The 20,713-nt window shown below is 44.1% G+C and carries 17 protein-coding genes and 1 tRNA gene; 6 read left to right on the top strand and 12 right to left on the bottom strand.

Translation table 11 applies throughout. The features are described from left to right. Nucleotides 1-80 precede the first annotated feature (80 nt). The 7 genes from PY364_RS19120 to purE all read right to left on the bottom strand — a co-directional run bounded on the left by PY364_RS19120 (nt 81) and on the right by purE (nt 10,494). Nucleotides 81-1,274 (bottom strand): 4-hydroxy-3-methylbut-2-enyl diphosphate reductase, encoded by a 1,194-nt coding sequence (locus PY364_RS19120; protein WP_275524880.1) that lies wholly within the window; start codon nt 1,272-1,274, stop codon nt 81-83. 106 nt (nt 1,275-1,380) lie between these two features. Beyond that, nucleotides 1,381-2,892 carry a mechanosensitive ion channel family protein gene (locus tag PY364_RS19115; protein ID WP_275524870.1) on the bottom strand — a complete coding sequence of 504 codons (1,512 nt, stop codon included), beginning with the start codon at nt 2,890-2,892 and terminating at the stop codon, nt 1,381-1,383. Between the two features lie 65 nt (nt 2,893-2,957). Then, nucleotides 2,958-5,123: an adenylate/guanylate cyclase domain-containing protein gene (locus PY364_RS19110; protein WP_275524868.1), complete on the bottom strand. Its 2,166-nt coding sequence runs from the start codon at nt 5,121-5,123 to the stop codon at nt 2,958-2,960. A gap of 203 nt (nt 5,124-5,326) precedes the next feature. After that, nucleotides 5,327-6,724: an ammonium transporter gene (locus tag PY364_RS19105; protein ID WP_275524866.1), complete on the bottom strand. Its 1,398-nt coding sequence runs from the start codon at nt 6,722-6,724 to the stop codon at nt 5,327-5,329. Between the two features lie 384 nt (nt 6,725-7,108). Then, nucleotides 7,109-8,023 (bottom strand): SGNH/GDSL hydrolase family protein, encoded by a 915-nt coding sequence (locus PY364_RS19100; RefSeq protein WP_275524864.1) that lies wholly within the window; start codon nt 8,021-8,023, stop codon nt 7,109-7,111. Between the two features lie 259 nt (nt 8,024-8,282). Beyond that, nucleotides 8,283-9,893, bottom strand: a complete 1,611-nt coding sequence (locus PY364_RS19095) for an ammonium transporter (protein ID WP_275524862.1) — start codon at nt 9,891-9,893, stop codon at nt 8,283-8,285. Nucleotides 9,894-9,981: 88 nt separating this feature from the next. Beyond that, nucleotides 9,982-10,494 (bottom strand): 5-(carboxyamino)imidazole ribonucleotide mutase, encoded by a 513-nt coding sequence (gene purE / locus PY364_RS19090; RefSeq protein ID WP_275524860.1) that lies wholly within the window; start codon nt 10,492-10,494, stop codon nt 9,982-9,984. 46 nt (nt 10,495-10,540) lie between these two features. Here purE and nagA point away from each other — a divergent pair, with 46 nt between their 5' ends. Next, nucleotides 10,541-11,755: an N-acetylglucosamine-6-phosphate deacetylase gene (nagA, locus tag PY364_RS19085; RefSeq protein WP_275524858.1), complete on the top strand. Its 1,215-nt coding sequence runs from the start codon at nt 10,541-10,543 to the stop codon at nt 11,753-11,755. A gap of 41 nt (nt 11,756-11,796) precedes the next feature. Then, nucleotides 11,797-12,108, top strand: a complete 312-nt coding sequence (locus tag PY364_RS19080; protein ID WP_275524857.1) for a DUF4926 domain-containing protein — start codon at nt 11,797-11,799, stop codon at nt 12,106-12,108. Between the two features lie 209 nt (nt 12,109-12,317). Here the strand turns inward: PY364_RS19080 and fba are convergent, their stop codons facing one another. Both fba and PY364_RS19070 read right to left on the bottom strand, forming a co-directional pair. Beyond that, a complete protein-coding gene (fba, locus tag PY364_RS19075) occupies nt 12,318-13,397 on the bottom strand; it encodes a class II fructose-bisphosphate aldolase (protein ID WP_275524856.1) in 1,080 nt (359 codons plus the stop codon). A gap of 331 nt (nt 13,398-13,728) precedes the next feature. Beyond that, entirely contained in the window at nt 13,729-13,854 is a 126-nt protein-coding gene (locus PY364_RS19070; protein WP_275524855.1) for a PEP-CTERM sorting domain-containing protein, read from the bottom strand. Between the two features lie 113 nt (nt 13,855-13,967). Between PY364_RS19070 and PY364_RS19065 the strand changes: the two genes are divergently transcribed. Next, entirely contained in the window at nt 13,968-14,816 is an 849-nt protein-coding gene (locus PY364_RS19065) for a WG repeat-containing protein (RefSeq protein WP_275524853.1), read from the top strand. Between the two features lie 219 nt (nt 14,817-15,035). Here PY364_RS19065 and PY364_RS19060 read toward each other — a convergent pair. The 3 genes from PY364_RS19060 to PY364_RS19050 all read right to left on the bottom strand — a co-directional run bounded on the left by PY364_RS19060 (nt 15,036) and on the right by PY364_RS19050 (nt 18,284). Next, nucleotides 15,036-15,107: transfer RNA gene (locus PY364_RS19060), tRNA-Lys, on the bottom strand. Nucleotides 15,108-15,184: 77 nt separating this feature from the next. Beyond that, nucleotides 15,185-16,063 carry an aldose epimerase gene (locus PY364_RS19055; RefSeq protein ID WP_275524852.1) on the bottom strand — a complete coding sequence of 293 codons (879 nt, stop codon included), beginning with the start codon at nt 16,061-16,063 and terminating at the stop codon, nt 15,185-15,187. A gap of 118 nt (nt 16,064-16,181) precedes the next feature. Next, nucleotides 16,182-18,284: a CapA family protein gene (locus tag PY364_RS19050; RefSeq protein ID WP_275524851.1), complete on the bottom strand. Its 2,103-nt coding sequence runs from the start codon at nt 18,282-18,284 to the stop codon at nt 16,182-16,184. A 279-nt stretch (nt 18,285-18,563) separates the two neighbouring features. On the opposite strand from PY364_RS19050, the gene PY364_RS19045 reads away from it, so the two are divergent. From PY364_RS19045 to PY364_RS19035, 3 genes are all read left to right on the top strand, one after another. Beyond that, a complete protein-coding gene (locus PY364_RS19045; RefSeq protein WP_343278048.1) occupies nt 18,564-18,773 on the top strand; it encodes a hypothetical protein in 210 nt (69 codons plus the stop codon). A 392-nt stretch (nt 18,774-19,165) separates the two neighbouring features. Beyond that, complete coding sequence (locus PY364_RS19040; protein ID WP_275524849.1) at nt 19,166-19,477, top strand: DUF6679 family protein; 312 nt, start codon at nt 19,166-19,168, stop codon at nt 19,475-19,477. A gap of 201 nt (nt 19,478-19,678) precedes the next feature. Then, a complete protein-coding gene (locus PY364_RS19035; RefSeq protein ID WP_275524848.1) occupies nt 19,679-20,434 on the top strand; it encodes a cobalt-precorrin-6A reductase in 756 nt (251 codons plus the stop codon). Nucleotides 20,435-20,713 lie beyond the last annotated feature (279 nt).

Raw genomic sequence — 20,713 nt, 5'->3', positions numbered from 1 at the left:
GATACTTTTGCGTAAGTCGTGTATCGATCTTATTCTAATCAATTTAACAGTTAACTATTAACAGTTAACTGTTGACAAATTTACACTTTCATCTCGAAAATCCGCTCGATCGCATCTTCAACAACCTTATCAGGCGTGGAAGCTCCCGAAGTCACACCCACTACAATTTTACCAGTCGGCAACCAGCCTTCAGCGATCGCTAAATCGCCTCCTAAAGGCTTGTGTTCTATCCGATTTCCTGATAAAATCCGCTCAGCACAATCAATGTGATAAGAAGGAAGTTTTTTCTCAATAGCCATCTCTTGTAAATGCGTTGTATTAGAAGAATTAAATCCGCCAATAACTAGCATTAAATCTAGCTTTTCCTCCACTAAACTAATCATCGCATCTTGCCGTTCTTGAGTGGCATCGCAGATAGTATTAAAACTCTGGAAATGTTCGTTCAACCGATCGGGGCCATACTTTCGCATCATCGTTTTTTCAAACAATTTGCCAATTTGCTCAGTTTCGCTTTTGAGCATAGTAGTTTGGTTAGCAATGCCAACTTGTTCTAAGTCTTTATCTGGGTCAAAGCCAGCCGAACAAGCTTTGCTAAATTTTGCTAAAAACTCCTCGCGATCGCCACCATTTAGGATATAATTACTGACATATTCCGCCTCGCGCAAATTCAACACAATTAGATATTTGCCAGCAAAAGAACTGGTGGCAACCGTCTCCTCGTGATTGTATTTACCGTGAATAATTGAAGTGCAAACTTTTTTCTTGTGTTTCTCAACTGTATTCCAAACCTTAGAAACCCAAGGGCAAGTTGTATCTACAATTTTACAACCTTTATCATTAAGTGCTTGCATTTCTTGCACGCTGGCACCGAAAGCTGGTAAAATTACAACATCACCTCGATCTACAACTGAAAAATCTTTTTCACTTTTCTCAACAGGAATAAAATCTACCTGCATATCCACTAAATGCTGATTTACTGAGGGATTGTGAATAATTTCATTAGTAATCCAGATGCGTTCTGTGGGAAAATGTTGGCGAGTTTCGTAGGCGATCGCCACTGCCCTTTCCACACCCCAACAGAAACCAAAAGCCTGAGCTAGGCGGATCGTCACATCACCTCGTTGCAGCGTGTAATTATTCTCCCGAATTTGCTGAATCAGACTGCTTTGATAGGCAGACTGCATCACCTCAGCGACTTCATCTTCGTGCCCAAAACCCTTGCGGTGGTAATTCTCCGACTGTTGGAGCGATCGCTTAAAAGCCTTAGTATCCATGCGGCATTCATCCCAAATCCAGGTTAACTCTCTTTGATTGTAAAACGCTTGGGCTACCAGCAAAAGGCATCCGCTCAAAATCCCCGCGTTTTTAGATCGGCAGAGGTCAAGTTAACCTTGTATGCTTAAAGGATTTCTTCGAGTTATTCAACTCAGATGGCGATGAAACTGAATTCAAGCGATCGCTAGCCTGATGTGCTTGTTCAATTCTCTTTTTCCTTTCTTCAATAAACTGGTTAATCTGCCTAGCAAAGCGAGCGCTACCAGCCATCAGAGTTGCGATCGCTTCCCGCTCAAAAACCAACACCGTTAAATCTTGAGTCACCACTCCCGTAACCTGACTATTTTCGCCAGGTAAAAGAGCAGTTTCACCGAAGAAATCTTCCCGCGATAGGTGAATGACTTCCTGTTGAGAACCATACAAATCTGTTACTAACAATTTAATTGCACCCTCCTCAATAATATAAAAACCTGGATCTGGTATTCCTTCAGAAATCACCTCATCTCCGAAACCATAGAATTGTAAAATCGCCACATCAGCTAATTTAGCGATCGCCTCCGATTCTAGAAAAGCAAAAAATGGCAAAGATTGTAAAAATATCGCTATTTCTTCCACTCGTTCCTCCCGTTGGGGAGTACGAATCCGAACGTGCTGTAAAGTGCGAATTGGGAAAGGAATTGTTAAACCATTACGCTTAGCTGCATAGAAAATTCTAGTTCTAAAATCATTGCGAATCTCTTCAACATTTTTGAAGTCATCAATAAAATATTTCACCTCATAAGTAATCGCAAAATCATCATAAGACATAGTAAAAACATCGGGAGCCGGATCGGATAAAATCCCCTTAGTTGCTATTGCCGCACTTTTAATCACCCGCTGCACAAAATTGGGAGGATCGTCGTAGGAAAATCCGATTTTAAATCGTTCGCCATGTACGCGATCGCCACTATGATAATTAAAGATATTTTGCTGATCTAACACACCATTAGGAACGATTAGCAGTTCTCGATTGAGGGTTATCAGACGCACAGATCGCCAGTTTAAGTCTACAACTTGCCCCTCAATATCTCCAAAACGAATCCAATCTCCTACTTTAAAAGGACTATCAAATAATAATAAAAAGCCAGAAACTAGATTGCTCAATGTAGTTTGTAATGCTAGAGCAATAACCACAGAACCAACTCCCAACGCAGCAGCAATGTTACTTAAATCTACTTGCCAAAGAGAGCTAAGTATATAGGTACTGATACCAAGAAAAAATATAATCCGAATAATCTGTAAAAATAACCGAGGAACTTTGAATAAATACCAAGATGTGGGGTTTTGTTCAGTAGTTAATAAAATCCCTAGGAGCAAGATACCAGCAAAAATTACACCTAACCAAATCAGCGTCTCTAATAACCGTAAGAAAATAGAGTTATCGGGAAAGCCGAGAAACTGATTCATCACCAGCCAAATTGCTAAGCAAGGAAAAACAAAGCTGCGAAGGCTATTTAAAAACCTTACCAGCCGTACATTTCCTCGCGGTTCTAAGCGAGAAATTACTTCTCCCAAGACAACTATTAAAAATGGGAATCCCAGGATAAATATTAAGGCTTTGAACCAAAGTAAATTCATTTATTAATCTCTCATCTACTTAACTACCACTGCATTTTTTTTGATAAGCTGTCTTCGTTAGTTGTTTAAATCCGTAACAGCTTATGATGAGCTTCAGAAACAGAACTTGATAAATTTCGGCTCAATACCCAAGTTGCCACCTGACCAATTTCTACTAATTCAATTTCCTCCGCTGGCTGGAAGGTATACAAATCGCGAACTCTTTCATGAACTTCATTCGGTATACGAATAGTGTTAGGTGCAGCCATACGATTGAGTTGAGAAGCAATCGCCAAACCTTCACCCCATAGATAGTAGCTAAAACTTGTAGCCTCTATAACTGCCCCCATAACCTTACCTGCATCAATGCCAATACGTAGTTTAAGATCGAGATTATATTTATTGTTAAAGGCTTGCAAAATATCCAGCATCTCTAGCCCCAATTCGACAACTCGCTTAGTATGATCTAGACGAGGAGTTGTTAACCCACAAACAGCAAAGTAAAGTTCGCCAATCCGAGTTATTCCTAACACATCAAGCTGTTGAGCCGCAGCATCAAAACCATTAATCAGTTCATTTAAGAGACTGGCTACCTCTGAAATTTCCCGCCCAGCAGATAGTGCATTTATACCTTCTAAACTTGCTACTAATACTGTTGATTGTTCAGTTGCATCTGTAATTCTTTCTTCACCTGTTTTCCAGCGTTGGGCAACTGTACTGGGAAGAATATTCAAAAGTAATTCCTCGTTTTCACGATGTCTTTGTTCTGCTAGCATTGTTTGCTCTTGGAGACTGCGAATCATTTCATTAAAAGTTTTTACCAGATGACTTAACTCATCTTGAGTAGTAGATTGTAGTTCAGCATCTTCTAGTTTTCCCCGCATAATCTGGCGAGAGTCTTGTATTAAAGTTTCAATTGGTTTAACAAAGTTATTGGCAGCAACTAAGGAAATTAAGGTGACAAACAATACTAAAACTACTGCCAGGATAATAATATAATTTTGCAAGTTATTTAGAGGTTCATAGGCTTCAGCTAAATCTATTTCTGAAAGCACTACCCAGTTCATTCCTTTAATTTTTAGAGGAGCGTAAGAACTCAGTACGGGAACTTGTCTGTAATCGTTAATAATCTCAGTACCTTCTTTACTTTGAAGTGCCTTTTTTGAACCTTCTGTTTCGACTCTTTGAAGCAAAATTGAAGTTTTTAGTTCTTCAATTGTCTGAATTATACGAGTCGGCGTACCACCGGAACGGAGCGCCTGATAATAATTTATAGGATCTTCAATTAAAAATCTAGAAATAGAGCGCATTAGGTAATCAGAACCTACTAGATAAGTTTCGCCTGTTTTACCTAAACCTTCCCTCTCCCAACCCCGATTTCCTGTTAAAACGCTATTAATTCTATCGACAGGTAATTGAACTACTAGAATGCCCACCAATTGCGTTTCTTGATAGATAGGAGCAGCCATAAAAGCAGCAGGTGCGCCGTAGGATGGACGATAGCTAGCAAAATCAACAATTTGAACGGCACCGGGGTCTGGGTTCTGCTTTACTGCTGCTACTACACTAGCCAAGTTGCTTTGGGAATATGGCCCAGTTTGTAAGTTGCTTGTAAAGTCTGTTTCTTTATAAACTGAGTAGACAACTTCTTCCGTTTCAGGATTAATTAAAAAGAGATCGTAATAGCCAAATTTTTTAATTAGATTGCGTAAAATCTTGTGGTACTTGCTATGAACTGTGCTATATTCACTTCCATCTGTGGCAGCCATCAGTTCGTCTTTTTTTCCGACAGGATGGGAATTATTCGCAATGTAGTGATATTGCAAATATTGGGCAACTTTAGTTTTAGGAGCATAGAGTTCAAAAACGGGTCTACCTTCAATATTTTTAGAGAGTCTAGGGAAATACTCTTTGATGTAATAAGTTTTAATTAATTTATCCCAAGTGGGAGAAATTATTAGTGCTGATTGATTTAGCTGGTTAAAAGCTTGATTAAAATCAACCATTGCTGTCACAATCATCCGATCCTCGGAAAGGGTTTCAATTTGGTTATTAATAAATTGAAAGTAGGATTCAATTTGAGCAGATTTGGCAGCACGCACGCTAGTTAGTTGGTTAAAGATGCGTTGGGTAAGAATGCTCTTGGCTCTGTTCCATGTCAAAACACCAACAATGGCAGTTGAACCTAAAGTCACTACCAGAAGGGCAATCGTCAGCTTTGACTTAATTCTCAGTTGTCTAAATCCTAACAAAGTCTACCCTCCTTCATCGTATCAGGAGAATTAAGGTGCTTTTTACAATTTCTGTATTGCAATTTTCTGAGATTAATTTTCTATGGTTTTAGGGGATTTAGCTATTACCAATTACCAATTACCAATTACCAATTACCAATTACCAATTACCAATTACCAATTACCAATTACCTGTTCTCATACAACTGAAAACTGCTATATAATTATTGATCCTCAATCATGCTCAAACCTCCAGCAAACTCCTCTCCATAACCCTCTTCACCGTGCTGGTTAATATCCAAACCTTGGTCTTCAGCGGATTGTTTTACTCGCAAATCCATCAGCGATCCCAAAATCTTGAGGATTATAAAAGTACCGACGGCGGCAAAAATATAGGTAGCGACAACACTGATGATTTGAGTTACCAGTTGCCCCGGATTGCCAAAAAGTAACCCATTATTCCCTGCACTGTTAACTGCTTTAGTTGCAAATACCCCAGTTAAAATCGCCCCCACTGTTCCGCCGACACCGTGAACAGGGTAAGTATCCAAAGAATCGTCAAATTGCATTTTTGCCCGCAAACTAACAGCAAAGAAACAACAAACGGCAGTGATTGAACCAATTAAAAGACCTGAAAGCGGAGTTACAAATCCAGCCGCAGGCGTAATTCCTACTAATCCAGCTAAGAAACCAGAAGCAATTCCCACAGCCGTTGGTTTGCCTCTAAGTACCCATTCTAGGATTGCCCAAGTCAAGCCACCTGCGGAAGTAGACACCATCGTAGAGACAAAAGCCACCGCAGCCAAAGCTCCTGACCCTAAAGCGCTACCGGCGTTGAAGCCAAACCAGCCAAACCAGAGCATTCCAATTCCTAGCAGCACATAAGGCACATTATGGGGAGCGTGAGGCCTGGCCATAAAGTCTTTGCGGGGCCCAATCATCCAGGCGGCGACAACCGCAGAAACGCCGGAACTAATATGGACAACATTACCGCCTGCGAAGTCCAAAGCTCCGATTTCACCTAGCCAACCTCTACCCCAAACCCAGTGAGCCAAGGGAGAATAAATAAACGTAGACCAAAGTAGCACGAACCAGAAATAAGCTTTAAAGCTCATCCGTTCCACGATCGCGCCTGAAATTAGAGCTGGCGTAATGATCGCAAACATCATCTGGTAAACCATGAAGACTTGGTGGGGAATCGTTCCCGCGTAGCCAATCGGATCGGGTTTATCGGCCGCAACATTGTTTAAGAACATCCAGTCTAAGCCGCCAATGAACTTTTCGATCCCTTTGCCAAAGCCTTCAGAAACCGGGGTTGAGACATCGAAGGCCAAACTGTAACCCCAAAGAGTCCAGGTAACGCCGATCAGAGCCATTAACAATAAACTCATCATCATTGTATTGAGGACATTGCGCGATCGCACCAGTCCCCCATAGAAAAATGCCAACCCCGGAGTCATAAACAACACCAGTGCCGCCGACATCAGCATCCACGCCGTATCACCACTATTAATCGGATTTTCCACCACTGCGGGTGCATCTTGAGCCAAAGCATTTCCCATAAGTGGGCCACTCAGTAGCCACAGCGAGATGACCCCAATCAGTAGAAGTTTTTTAATCACGTTACACTTACTCCCCAACACAAAGGAATTTTCAAGGCTGACCTTTGGATTCCATCATTTGTCAAACAACCCTTCTGTATTACCGAATACTAAAAACCGGACTTAAACACTCACTAGAATTTTCTGTCACTAGAATTTTCTGTCACTAGAATTTTCTGTCATTGGGATGTTCTGTCATTGCGAGCGTAGCGAAGCAATCTCCTTGGGGCTAAGATTGCTTCACTACGTTCGCAATGACAGACTTAGATTTTCTATGTTCGCAATGACAGACTTAGATTTTCTATGTTCGCAATGACAGACTTAGATTTTCTATGTTCGCAATGACAGACTTAGATTTTCTATGTTCGCAATGACAGACTTAGGTTTTCCGTGCGTAAGTCTTAATTAATGATTCACATCTAACTCTAACTGACTAAAAACCAATAAAGCCGATCGCCAAACCAAATATCCCTGTTCATTCAGGTGCAGGCCATCAGTGCTCAGTTCCAACCGGAGATTACCATTTGTATCCGCAAAAAGTGGGTATAAATCTAGGTATAAAGCATTTTCTGAATTGGCAACCTCTTTAAGCTGCCGATTTAGATCGCGAATATAACTGTTAGGAATTGCTAAAAGGCGATCGCGACCCTCCCAAGAAGCTCGATCTCCCCCATGCGGTAAAATCGATTGCACTATAATTTGCGAATGAGGATGAACCCAACGTAAATCGCGGATCATCTGTCGGTGGTTAGCCAGAATCGTTTCCTCTCCTATCCCCCGGATTAAATCGTTAATCCCAATCATCAGAAAAATCGTCTCAGGTTGAACCCGGTCAAAAATCTGCAACCGCTTTAGCAAACCCGCCGAAGTCTCACCAGAAATTCCTTGATTTAGCCAACTCCTATCCACTGGCAACAGGTTTGGTGGAAACCACATACTTAGAGAATCCCCAGCCAAAATCGTCAATCTTTCGGGTCTATTAACCGCCACAGCCTCAGCTTCCCGCCCCAACTGAGCCACCCACTGTTCATAAGTCCACTTGTGGCGAGGCCCTAACACAGGCTGGTTTTGCCCAATCCCTCCCGATACCTGTCCCAGCATTTTTTCGTGAAAGCTAGTAGCAGTAATAGAGTTACTAGCTTGAGCAGAGTGAGAGATCATGCGATCGCGCATCACCAACAAAGCAACAGTCACAAGCAGCAGCCCATTGGTAGCAAGAGATAACAAAGCCCAAGCCGGAGGAGTTGTCGAGCGAGTAAATTTCATCCCTAATAGGGATTTATTAGAGCCTCCTCCACTACCAGCTTCAAACTTAACCATAAGCTCAGGGGACGTGCAGCCATCCGACGGCGAATTGGCATAAATACTGGCTCGGATTCAACCGATCGACTCTGTTTGCGACCTAAGAGAATCAAGCACCGTCTTTTTTGCACACTTTACCACAAAATTGTTAACGGTTAACTGTTAACTGTTAACTCTTAAGCGGAGGAGATGCGGAAGAGGACGATGGGAGAAGATGGAAGACAGAAAATTTTCAGTTGTTACCCCTCCATCTCCCCCTACTCCTACTATCCCCTATCTACCTATTCGCCGTCCCGCCAGAGCCAGTAGGCCAGCTACTACGTGAAGGTGCATCACCCACGCTTCCAGCAAAGCCTGTCTCCTTGACAAAACCGCTGTAGGCTTCCATTCCGTGTTCGCTAATATCTAAGCCTTCTGCTTCCTCTTCTGGAGTAACTCGGATACCCAGAGTCGCCTTCAGAGCTAGCCAAAAAATCGTACTCAGCAGAACTGTCATCCCTCCCACTGAAATCACCCCGATAATTTGTGCCCAGAGTTGACCAAATCCACCGCCTACCAACAATCCGGCTGCTGGGCCAGCAGTGTAAATTCCAGTTGTCGGGCCATCAGCAAACAAGCCTACTGCCAGAGTTCCCCAAACACCACAGACTAGGTGAACTGAGGTTGCACCAACGGGGTCATCAATTTTTAAGTTATCGAAGAAAGTAACTGCAAAGACTACCATTACCCCAGCAACAATGCCAATCAGGGCAGAATTCGGTACGTTAATCCAAGCACAACCAGCCGTAATTCCAACTAAGCCCGCCAAAAGGCCGTTAATAATCATCGAAAGATCCGGCTTACCGAGGTAAAGCCAAGCAGTAAGACCCGCCGCCAATGCGCCAAAAGCCCCGGCTGTATTAGTTGTAATCGCAATGTGAGCGATCGCATTTGGATCTACAGCCATTGTCGAGCCTGGGTTGAACCCAAACCATCCTAACCACAGAATTAAACATCCCAAGGTTGCAATACTCATGTTGTGGCCAGGCATAGCAACGGTTTCGCCGTCTCTATATCTGCCAGTACGGGGCCCTAGAAAAGCTGCTCCCATCAAAGCTGCCCAACCGCCCACAGAGTGAACCACCGTTGAACCAGCAAAATCCCAAAAGCCTGCTTTCGCTAGCCAGCCACCGCCCCAAATCCAGTGTCCGGTAATAGGATAGGCAATTCCTACTAACAACAAGCTGAAAATTAAGAAATCAAAAAACTTGATCCGTTCTGCAACTGCTCCAGAAACAATAGTTGCGGCCGTACCTGCAAATACTAATTGGAAAAAGAATTTGGCATTGAGCGGTACTCCCGTCCAATTTAAAGAGCTAAAAATGCCTTTGTAAGCGTCCCCTGTGGCAGGGCTATTGTCGGTCACGTTCCAGAGGAACCATCCGCCACTGCTACCGACGAAATCATTGCCATCACTAAACATTAGGGCAAAGCCAATCGCCCAAAATGCTACCGTGGAAAGGGCAAATACAATCAAGTTTTTGGCTAAAACATTAACTGCATTTTTTTGACGACAGAAGCCAGTTTCTAACATACAGAAGCCAGCGTTCATAAAGAACACCAGCATCCCGGCAACCATCACCCACATGGTATCTAGCCCCACCTTCAGACTTGCTAATTGTTCCTCAGTGGTGGGGGGCGCACTTTGGGCTACGGCAGCGTAACCCCAAAACAGCACGATGATACCAGCTAAGGGAATGCAAGCCTGCAAGCTAGGTTTCAACTGCTTAATGGCGACTTGTAAACGACCTAACTTTTTTGCAGTCACCGGAAATTTAGTTGCGAACCAATTAGAATGCGATCGCTGTGATTTTCTCAATTTTTTCTTTTGGATTCTTAGTTTAGACATTTTGCAAATATTTCAGCAATTGTTCAAAGATTTCATCAATATTTGTTCTCGACCTTCTGTATCCAAATATACATTTAACTTTTAAGTGTTAATCGAGATACTGCTTATAACCAAGCTGAGCTAAACGCTCTTGCTTTTCCATCACAGATTGCGATAAACTTTGGCGATAGTGCTGCACTCGCTCTAACAATTCTGGCTGGTAAGTTGCTAATATTTGTACTGCTAATAAGCCAGCATTTTTAGCATTACCGATCGCCACTGTTGCTACAGGTATGCCAGCAGGCATTTGCACAATGGAGTAGAGGGAATCCACCCCTTGCAGGTGGCGTGTCGCCACAGGCACTCCAATTACTGGCAAAGGTGTCAGCGACGCTACCATCCCAGGTAGGTGCGCTGCTCCCCCTGCTCCTGCGATAATCACTTTTAGACCTCGCTGGTGGGCATTTTGGGCATATTCTACCATCCGTTCAGGGGTGCGGTGGGCAGAGACGATCGCGATTTCGCAAGGGATGGTAAATTCTTCACAGACAGCGATCGCATCTTTCATCGTCGGCAAGTCAGAATCACTGCCCATGATAATTCCAATTACAGCTTGAGTCATGAGATTTTAGATTGTTAGATTTCAGATTAGATATTTTCTTGAAATAATGATTGAAGCAACAACCCCAATTGCTGCCCCCATAGATATTCTTAATGCCAAGCTCCCCGGTTATAATGGCTTGCAGGCGATCGCTGTTAACGCTGAGGGCATCATTCAAGGAATTTACCCGATGGACAAAGTGTTTAAACGGGTTGCTCCGCCAGATTTGCAAGTCCTCGATGCTAGGGGAGATTTAGTATCTCTCGGCGGAGTTGATTTGCAGATTAATGGAGCCCTTGGCTTGGCTTTTCCAGATTTAGAGAGCGACCATATCCCATTTTTACAGGAAATTTGTCAATTTTTGTGGACTCAGGGAATAGATGGTTTTTTGCCAACGCTGGTAACAACGTCACTGGAAAAATTTAGGCGATCGCTTTCTACTATTGCTGATTTTATGGCCGCCAAAAAAGACTCATCTCCTAAAACAGCTCAGATTTTGGGAGTCCATCTGGAAGGGCCATTTCTGAATTTTCACAAGCGAGGTGCTCACCCAGCAGAGTTTTTATTACCACTAACAATAGAAAATGTCAAGCAAGTTTTGGGAGATTGGGCAAATATAGTCAGAGTAATTACGATCGCGCCAGAGTTGGACAGTACCGGAGAAGCGATCGCCTATCTGCGAAGTTTAGGCATTACAGTCAGTCTTGGACACTCACTGGCCACAGCATTACAAGCAGAGGAGGCTTTTGCACAAGGAGCCTCAATGGTAACTCACGCTTTTAATGCCATGCCCAGTTTACATCATCGAGAACCTGGAATGTTGGGAGCCGCGATCGTTCACCCAGCCGTTCGGTGCGGCCTAATTGCCGATGGCGAGCACGTAACCCCTGCAATGATTGAAGTGCTGCTGCGTTCTAGCAGATATGAACAAGGGGTTTTCTTGGTTAGTGACGCTTTAGCGCCTTTGGGATTGCGGGATGGCGTTTATCCCTGGGACTCTCGGCATATTGAGGTTAAAAAAGGTACGGCTTGGGTACGAGTTGGCTATCACGAACCGATAGAAGGTGGAACTTTAGCTGGGACGACGCTACCTTTGTTGATGGGGGTGCAAAACTTGGTGAAGTGGGGAATTTGCGATGCCGAAAGTGCGATCGCGCTGGCTGTGGAATCTCCGAGAAAGGCGATCGGACTTTCTGGTATTTGTGGTGAGTTGGCTGTGCAGTTATTGCGGTGGAAGTTGGATCGATTGACGAAAGAATTGACTTGGAAAAGATTATTTTAGAGCGTTTATACGGCAGTTACTCAAAGATTTGGAAGGCAAAAATGAGTAAATTTCAGTTATTTGATTCAGTCACTTTAGCCGTAGAAATTCCTCTCACTGAGGGCGGAATTGCACCCCCAGGAGTGCCAGGAGCAATCGTGGAAGTTTTTAAAGGTGGCGAAGCTTTCTTAGTTGAGTTATTCGGCGGTTGGGTTAAGGCAGAAGTTGGAGGCGATTTTATTCCCACTTCCCAAGATGACCCTGATGCTTTTATGGAAACGCTTGGTGTTGAAACGGTTTATCCGCATCAGTTAAAATCAGCAAATTCGGCTTGTGAAATCATGGCTGAAGTTAGAGCAGGTAATAATTGCTAATTGCTGATTGCTAATTGCTAATTGCTAATTGCTAATTGCTAATCTCGCCCATCTCCGCTCCCCCTCTCCCCCGCTCCCCCTCTCTTTCCCTAGCCCCTAGCCCCTAACTATAACAGTTAACAAATTCCAAACAACAAAAAACCGAGCAGCTCAAAAGCCACCCGGCAAATCATCTTTTAGACCTTAGATCGATCTAAAATCTACAACTCTTAGACAGCTACAGCGCTCTTAGAAATAGCTTTCAGTTCGCCTTTAGCATACTTAGCAGCAAAATCATCAAGAGAAATTTGCTTGATATTCGTACCATGACCAGCCGCACCAAAAGACTGATAGCGATCGCTACAAACCTTCTGCATATACTTAATCGAAGGCTTCATAAAGTGGCGAGGATCGAACTCTTCAGGCTTAGCAGCCAAAGCTTCACGTACCGCAGCAGTAATCGCTAAACGGTTGTCAGTGTCAATATTAATCTTGCGGACACCGCTTTGGATTCCCTTTTGGATTTCTTCCACAGGTACACCGTAAGTTTCCCGGATTTTACCGCCATACTTATTGATCAAAGCCAGTAAATCTTCAGGAACAGAAGAGGAACCGTGCATTACCAAGTGAGTATTCGGTAAGCGGCGGTGAATTTCCTCAATGCGGCTAATTGCCAAAACTTCACCAGTCGGCTTACGAGTAAACTTATAAGCACCGTGAGAAGTACCGATCGCAACGGCTAAAGCATCAACTTGAGTTTGCTCAACGAAATCCACAGCTTGGTCAGGGTCAGTTAACAATTGGTCGTGAGAGAGCACGCCCTCAGCACCGTGACCATCTTCAGCTTCACCCATCCCCGTTTCCAGAGAACCCAAGCAACCCAGTTCGCCTTCCACGCTAACACCAATGGAGTGAGCCACTTTCACAACTTCGCTGGTAACGCTGACGTTGTACTCGTAGCTAGCAGGAGTCTTAGCATCCGCTTCCAGAGAACCATCCATCATCACGCTGGTAAAACCGTTGCGAATCGCCGAATAGCAAGTACCGGGAGCATTACCATGATCTTGGTGCATGACAATGGGGATGTGGGGGTAAGTTTCCACAGCAGCCAAAATCAAATGGCGTAAGAAGTTTTCGCCAGCGTATGAACGAGCACCGCGAGAAGCTTGCAGGATGACGGGGCTATTGGTTTCATCCGCCGCCCGCATGATAGCCTGAATCTGCTCCATGTTGTTGACATTGTAAGCAGGAATGCCATAACCGTTTTCCGCCGCGTGATCCAGCAGTAGCCGCATGGGTACGATCGCCATAGATGTTCCTCCTAAATTATTTGTAGTTTCTAAGCAGTGGGTCTTAGACGAGTTCAATTCTTAGGACAATCTTAAGACACTTTGCCACACATAGCGAAATATGTTTAGCGAATCTTAGGGGCGGGAGGGACTAGGGGAGCAAGGAAATACCCAGTTATAGCAACCGCCAAGGGGTTGAGGACGTAAAACGCCAGCAATCCTGTTGGGGTATCTCGTAAACAATCAAACTACTCCAGTTTTTTGCGAAAAGGTGTCAGCTTCTTTACCTGACCCCAAAACCCGAAAGCGTAATTGCTGAAAGGAGCGATCGCGCGATCGCATCTTACACATCTTATTTAAAAGCCTTTTTCCCCACCTTGCTTTTCCACCACCACCCCAGGCCAAAAGCTAAACCAAAACGCGCGATCGTAGTAGGTTCCGGTACACTATCAGACTTATACTCATAAGTCAGAGACAAATACAATTGGGATCAAATCGAACTTTGATAGTCTCTTTGAGGAGCTTTAGATTATGTATAAAGCAAAGAACACAGCTTTTTACTAATTCTATTTCTGTTAACAAGGATTAGCTATGGTAAAAATTAACAACAAGTGGGGCTTTATCAACCCAGCAGGAAGCATAGTAATTAAGCCACAGTTTGATGAAACAGATAGATTTTCAGAAGGGCTGGCATTGGTAGGAATTAAAGATCGTTGGGGTTTTATTGATAAGACAGGAAAGCTAACCATTCCCATACAGTTTGATTTTGCTTCTAAATTTTCCCAAGGACGAGCTATAGCGATGACTAAAAAAGGGGTGGGCTTTATCGACCCAACAGGAAAGCTCGTCATTGAGCCAATTTATTTTGAAGCAAGAGACTTTTCTGAAGGACTAGCAGGGGTAAGAATACTTAAGACTGGCTTTCCTTATGACTGTTGTGTCGATCCCAATTTTTGGGGTTTTGTCGATCGCAGTGGTAAAGAAGTTATCCCGTTGCAGTTTAGAGCGGTCGATGATTTTTCTGAAGGACTAGCTGCTGTTAAAATTCATGGTAAAATGGGTTATATCGACCAAAAGGGAAAGATGGTAATTGAGCCACATTTTGATTACGCTGGTTCTTTCTCTGAAGGGTTAGCTATGATAAAAATTAAAGAGAAGTGGGGCTATATCAACCGCAAGGGAAAGATGGTAATTGAGCCACAGTTTGATAATGCTAGTTATTTCTCCGAAGGATTGGCTGGTGTACATATTGATCGCAAGTCGGGCTATATCGACCCGACCGGAAGGCTAGCGATTAAAGCACAGTTTGATTTCACTTATCCCTTCATTCAAGGGCTGGCACGGGTAGAAGTTGGCGATAAGGAGGGATATATTGACCCAAGTGGAAAGTATGTGTGGAGTTCTCAAAATAAGAAATTCTCTCGCTTGCGGCGGAAGTGAGAATTTATCAAATCAGAATTTGATCTCAATAATAATCTTCCTACTCAAGATCAGGGTCTACTTCCAGTTTCTTCCATAACCACCTTGGCGATTGCTATATAGCAACCTTCTTGGCAGTTAGGATACTCGCTCATTGCTGGAACCCCCTTATCTATTCCCTTCTTCCCTAGCCCCTAGCTCCTAGCCCCTAGCCCCTCCCTATAACACTTCCTTCAAAAATGGGTCGCCCGGGATTCGAACCCGGAACTAATCGGTTAAAAGCCGAGTACTCTACCGTTGAGTTAGCGACCCAGAAATACTATCAAAAACACTATTTCCAGGCACGATTTATAATAGTAGCACAGCTTCCTAGAGATTGCAAGAGTTTTTCAAAAAAAACTTGCCGTCATTCGTACCAACATCTCACAACTCGCTCCAGGCTTAAGTTTGATCAGATGAGCTCCCGTATTAAGAGCATTTCTAGGGGCCGTCCAAGGTTCCAAACAGTAAAAGTCTTTCCCCTTCAATGTCCAGAACACCAAGCTACCATAACTAGAATTATAACTCAAAATCAGTCGCATCCCCCGACTTTTATCTGTCGCCGTAGCAGCTAAGCCCGTTAACTGCTCAAAAACCACATCAATTTCATCTAACGTGGGGTCAAAAATCCCAGTAAAGTAATCCATCTCCTGGGTTTTCTGATCCCGATACTGCATCCCCGGTATTTCAAAGCGCAGCTTATTCTTGTCGGGAGCGAAAAAGTAAGGGTGGAAACCGCTAGAAAAAGGCATCGGTTCGGATGACAGATTAGTATAACGCTGGAAAATTTCTAAAGCGTTGCCTTTAATCTGATAAGTAAAAGCCAGTTGGAAGTCAAAAGGGTAAACTGCCCGCGTCAAGTCATTACTATTAAGTACCAGAGTAATCGCAGCGCGGTCAACAGTCACCTGTTCTGCCACTTCCCAAGGTAAGTCACGGGCAAAACCGTGCTGTTTGAGTTTTCGCTCAACTCCGTTATAGGTATAAGTATTATCGGGCAAATTGCCGCAGATGGGAAACAGGATAGGAATACCGCCACGCACTGTCAATTCAGGATTAGCGAATCGTTCCTTGTCCAAGTAGAGGATTTCTTCACCTTGCACCTGCCAGCGAGTAGCGATGCCACCTCGTTCGGGTACAACATCTAAACTAGAGTTAGCTGCTTTGTCTGACAGGGTGTAGGTTTTGTATTGCTTTTGTTCGAGCGCGATCGCAAACACATTTGTCATCGGTAATAGGTCATCGATTATTGGTTGTCAGTCACTGGTAATTGGTCATCGGTGACAGGCAATTAATTATTAGCCTTGTCCTATTTACCGATTACCGCCCATGCCTTCCGGCGATGCTTTAGCTATTATTAACCTCTACAGGCGGCAACTCCACTATTTTACGGCGATCGCTCTCAATACTAACCCCTGCTATTATTACTTTCTCCATCCCTTCTCTAGGAATAAGTTGGAACGAGGGAGCTAAACTAGGGGGCAGGTAGCTGTGAGGACTCGGTGTCACCCCTGGGTTAGGGGCAGCGGGCGAAATAAATGGGTCTTTGATAAAGGAGTCTTTAATAAACGGATCTGTTTCCTGAATCGGATTTTTGGGGGGATTTAATTTTAAGCGAGGAGGTAATTCGTTACTGGGAGGTGGGCTGGATTCTTCAGTAGGAGTTGACTCGCCATCGAAAAATGAAGAACTACTAGGCTGTTTGGGTAAGTTAGGCAAACTTGGCGACAGCGGACTAGCTTTAAGCGGCACCTCTGGGGTGAAATCCTTTTCCCCTTCTCTGGTTTCGCGGTTAGGGGCTAGAAATTCTGGACTGGGGATTGGGGTTTCGGGACTGGCGACTGGGGACTGGGGGGCGAGAATGGGCTTGATGTTTCCATTGTCCTTTCTGCCGCCTACAATTGGAGCATCGAGAACTACTGGCGATCGCATGGGGTTGTCGAAAATACTTGAAATTTGCTCTACGTGCTTGAGAATTTGCTCTCCCTTTTCTCCCTTGACAACTTTTGGTTGATACTTCGTCACCTCTACTGGTAAAAATTCTACTTTCATATTCCTGTCTTTCAAGGAAACTTTCAGTACCGCTGTATCGTAATTACTGCGGGTATTCCCTCCAAAAATAAAATCTCCTAAAGAGTAAGCAATCGCTCGGCCTTTGTAAATTTCTGCCCCCTGCAAAACGTGGGGGTGGTGGCCTACTACCAAATCTGCACCCTGGTCAATTGTGAAGCGAGCCAAATCGATTTGCCAGTCTCCCGGATAGTCTGCTAATTCTGCACCCCAGTGATAATTCACTATCACCCAGTCTACCTGAGAGCGAATCGCTCGGATATCCTCTGCTATCTGCTGATTTTGGCGAGCATTTGTTCCCGCTTTTCCATCTCCTGCTGCGTGAATGTCGGTATCGTTGTAACCTAGGTAGGCGATTCGCTGACCTTTAACTTCAATAATCTCAGGCCGCCGTGCTTCTTTGGCATCTCGACCCGCCCCTAAATGATGAATGCCTGCTCGATCTAAGGTTTCTATGGTTTCCACCAGTCCTGGTTCCTCGAAGTCCATAGTATGATTATTGGCCAAAGTGACAATATCTACTCCCCCTGCTGTTAATACTTTTACTGCCTCTGGATCGGCTTTTGAATTATTTTGTTTATTGGGGCGACGGCCGGTAAAATTTGTCAGGGGATTTTCTAGGTTTACCATCGCTAAGTCTGCTTGTAGATAATCTTCCAATCCGGCGAAGGCCCACCCGTAATCTTTGTTTGCAATTTGTGTCAATTCGTTAGATAGATTGACATCGCCGCCGAACATTAGCGTTACTGTTGGGTCTTTGGGGTTGAGTACCTGTTTGTGCTGTACTACTGGCACTATTTCTAAGGCTGCTTGAACTGTTTCTGGGCCTTTGGGTGATATTCCTGATGTTACTAAAGCTTGCTGTTGTGAGGCAAAATCAAGTGGTCGCAGGGCATTAGCTTCGTGGTAGCTAATCCAGCAACCGATGATGAAGGATGCAACTGCCGATCCCATCAGGAATAGGGAGCGCAGTGTTTTAAATTTAACCCAGTCGAGGGTCTCTGAGGAACGGTAGCGTTTGCGATCGCGGATGGCAGGAGTTACAATCCGCACTGACTGTTTCCAGAGGATGTCGGGAGTGCCGGCTAAGCGGGCTACAACTCGCACGCCTTCTACTGCTGGGGAATTAAGCCTCCAGATTTGGTGGCAGATGAATTTAACTAACCTTTCCCGTAGCGTGTTGACAATTAGTGTATCGGCTGCAAATTCGCGCTGAAATTCGACTAGGATTTGCAGACAACCGGCTTGGGCGGCATCTACGCGGGCATAGATGCCTTCTGGCCTGAGCAGGCTGTCAATCCAGTAATTTAGGGCTTGATTGTCACCGGAACGTGCTAGTTCAAAAATAGAAGGTTGAGACAAATTTTCTATATAAACCACTACTCTAGTCTCCTTAACACCGCGATCGCTTACTTTAACCTCATCTTGCTGCTAACCGCAATTCTTTTAGCTTAAATGCTACAAGCTGGGCTACCTAATTTTAAGCTGGTTGTTGCCAGCCACAATTTTGTACGTTTACACTTCCCTGTTGTCAGTGACTTCAATCACATTTACAATATCTTTAAGATCACGGTTTTTGACGGATCTCCATCATCATCTAAGCACTGAGAATAGTTGATATTAAGATTATCGGTTATTTATGTCGGGGAAGCATACAAGATGATGATTCGCAAACTTGTAGATTCAGCTTTTCAAACTCGCTGTCTGAGCGTCGCCTCTGAAGGGTTGCTCCGTCAAGTGATTGGATTTAATAGCTATCACTCAGGGGATTTGGATGCGATCGCATCTCTCTGCGATGCCGTCAATTCTGGTTATATCCAGCGCGAAGCTCAGCGTCAAGAGGAGATGAGATTAGTTTCGAGGTATTAATCTTGTTACCAGCAAGTTATAATCACAAGTTCGCTGTTAAGTAAAAAATTCTATCTTCAGTGAGACGAAAATTTGCCAAACAGCAAGGCCGTTAAAAAATACGAAAATTTTACAATCCCCTGCCTTCGAGTTATGGAGGATGCGATCGCCTCTGGTAAGGCCCTTTTTCAGACAGACTCAACTAGGTAAAACTTAACTGTTATCTAGGCTCAGCCGCTCCCTAAAATTTTTATTTGTGCGGGAAAGCCCAGATTGCGCTATAAATTTAATTATAAACTTCGTACTGTTATCAGGTAATATTATCTGTGTCGGCAGAGAGGCCTCGAAGGCCACCTCAACCGTGTAAACAGACGATCTTTTTGAGCAAGTAAACTGCTCAGGAGAAATAAAAAATGCTACAGCGCAAAATCTATCAACTCTGTTGTGATGGTCGTGAGGTTTGTGTTTTCTTGCGGGATCAGCAGCGTTGGATTGAGCGCGCTCGGATCTTGGATATAGAGGGAGATTTGGTGACGCTGCGCTACGAAACCGATGAAGAAGACGAAGTTTCTTCTTGGGAAGAGATGGTGCGGCTAGAAAGTATTGGGGCTATTAGCCAAAAGTTAGCCTCTGTGTCACGAAGCAACTACGAACCCCTAGTCTCAGATGATTGTCCCGAAGCTGAACAAATTCGCCACCACTACCCTGACTCTAGCGGGGATTAGTTTGGAGAGGGGAGGGGGAGTTTCTTGATCTCTTGAGCGGGGGGCGGGGGAGATGGGGAGATGCGGAAAATAGCTTACTTTTTTCGCATCAAAACCACGAAGCGTTGCAAGTGCAAGGAAGCAATCTCAAAACTTAAGACTCCCTATCTCCCTCAATCTCTTTAATTCTCCCCCGCTCTCCCGCTCCCCCGCTTTTCGATTGTGGAAACTCTTTCAAAAAAACGCTTGTTGATCCTTGGTGGAACAAGTGATGCGACTAAACTAGCAGCAAGAGCGTCATTTATTCCTGGAGTGGATGTTCTCACTTCCTTAGCAGGCCGTACTCGACAACCTCATGCTTTAATAGGCAATGTGCGGATTGGTGGATTTGGCGGTGCAGCAGGACTGGCTGGTTATTTGCGCGATCGCGAAATCAATTTTTTGATTGATGCTACCCATCCTTATGCGGTTCAAATTTCCTTTAATGCTGCCGAAGCTGCTAATGAATGTAACTTGCCTCATTTGATGTTAGTACGTCCGCCTTGGGAGAAACAAGAGGGCGATCGCTGGATTGAAGTTGAGAGCAATGAAGCGGCGGCAATAGTATTATCTAAACAGGCCGAGCGCGTATTTCTGACCATTGGCAGACAAGAGTTAGCTGCTTATGCTCATCTTGATGATATTTGGTTTTTGATGCGGATGATTGACCCGCCAGCAGCGGAGGCTCTGATTCCTAACGGCAAATTGCTCTTGGATCGAGGGCCTTTTACGTTGGAAAATGAGCAAAAGTTATTAATAGCATATCAGATTGATGCGATCGCCAGCAAGAACAGCGGCGGTGATGCAACTTACGCCAAAATTGTTGCAGCTAGGGAATTGGAGATACCAGTAGTGATGGTACAGCGAAAGCTACAACCCGCCGTTGAACAAGTTGCAGATATAGAAAGTGCGATCCGATGGCTACTTAATCAACTTTAATTAGTTAATAGTTAATGGTTAATGGTTAATGGTTAATAATATACTTAGGTAGATAAAAAAACTCGCTGTATCTACCAAAGGAGACAGAGTACAAATGCTTAAAAATACCTGGAATAAATTAGTAGTTGCGATCGCCAGTACAGCCTTGAGTTACGGTTTCCCTTAAATCAACACAAAATTACATTAGGGTGCGTTAGCTAACGTACCCTAATTCTATTATGATTTAGCAGATACAAGGCTTGCAAAATTGTTCGTAACGCCGCCCTCTGGGCGGTAAAG

This window comes from Kamptonema sp. UHCC 0994, assembly GCF_029167235.1.
Classification (GTDB): Bacteria; Cyanobacteriota; Cyanobacteriia; order Cyanobacteriales; family Microcoleaceae; genus Kamptonema.
The sequence above is the reverse complement of the archived record's forward strand: the minus strand, read 5'-3'. Positions and strand labels throughout refer to the sequence as shown.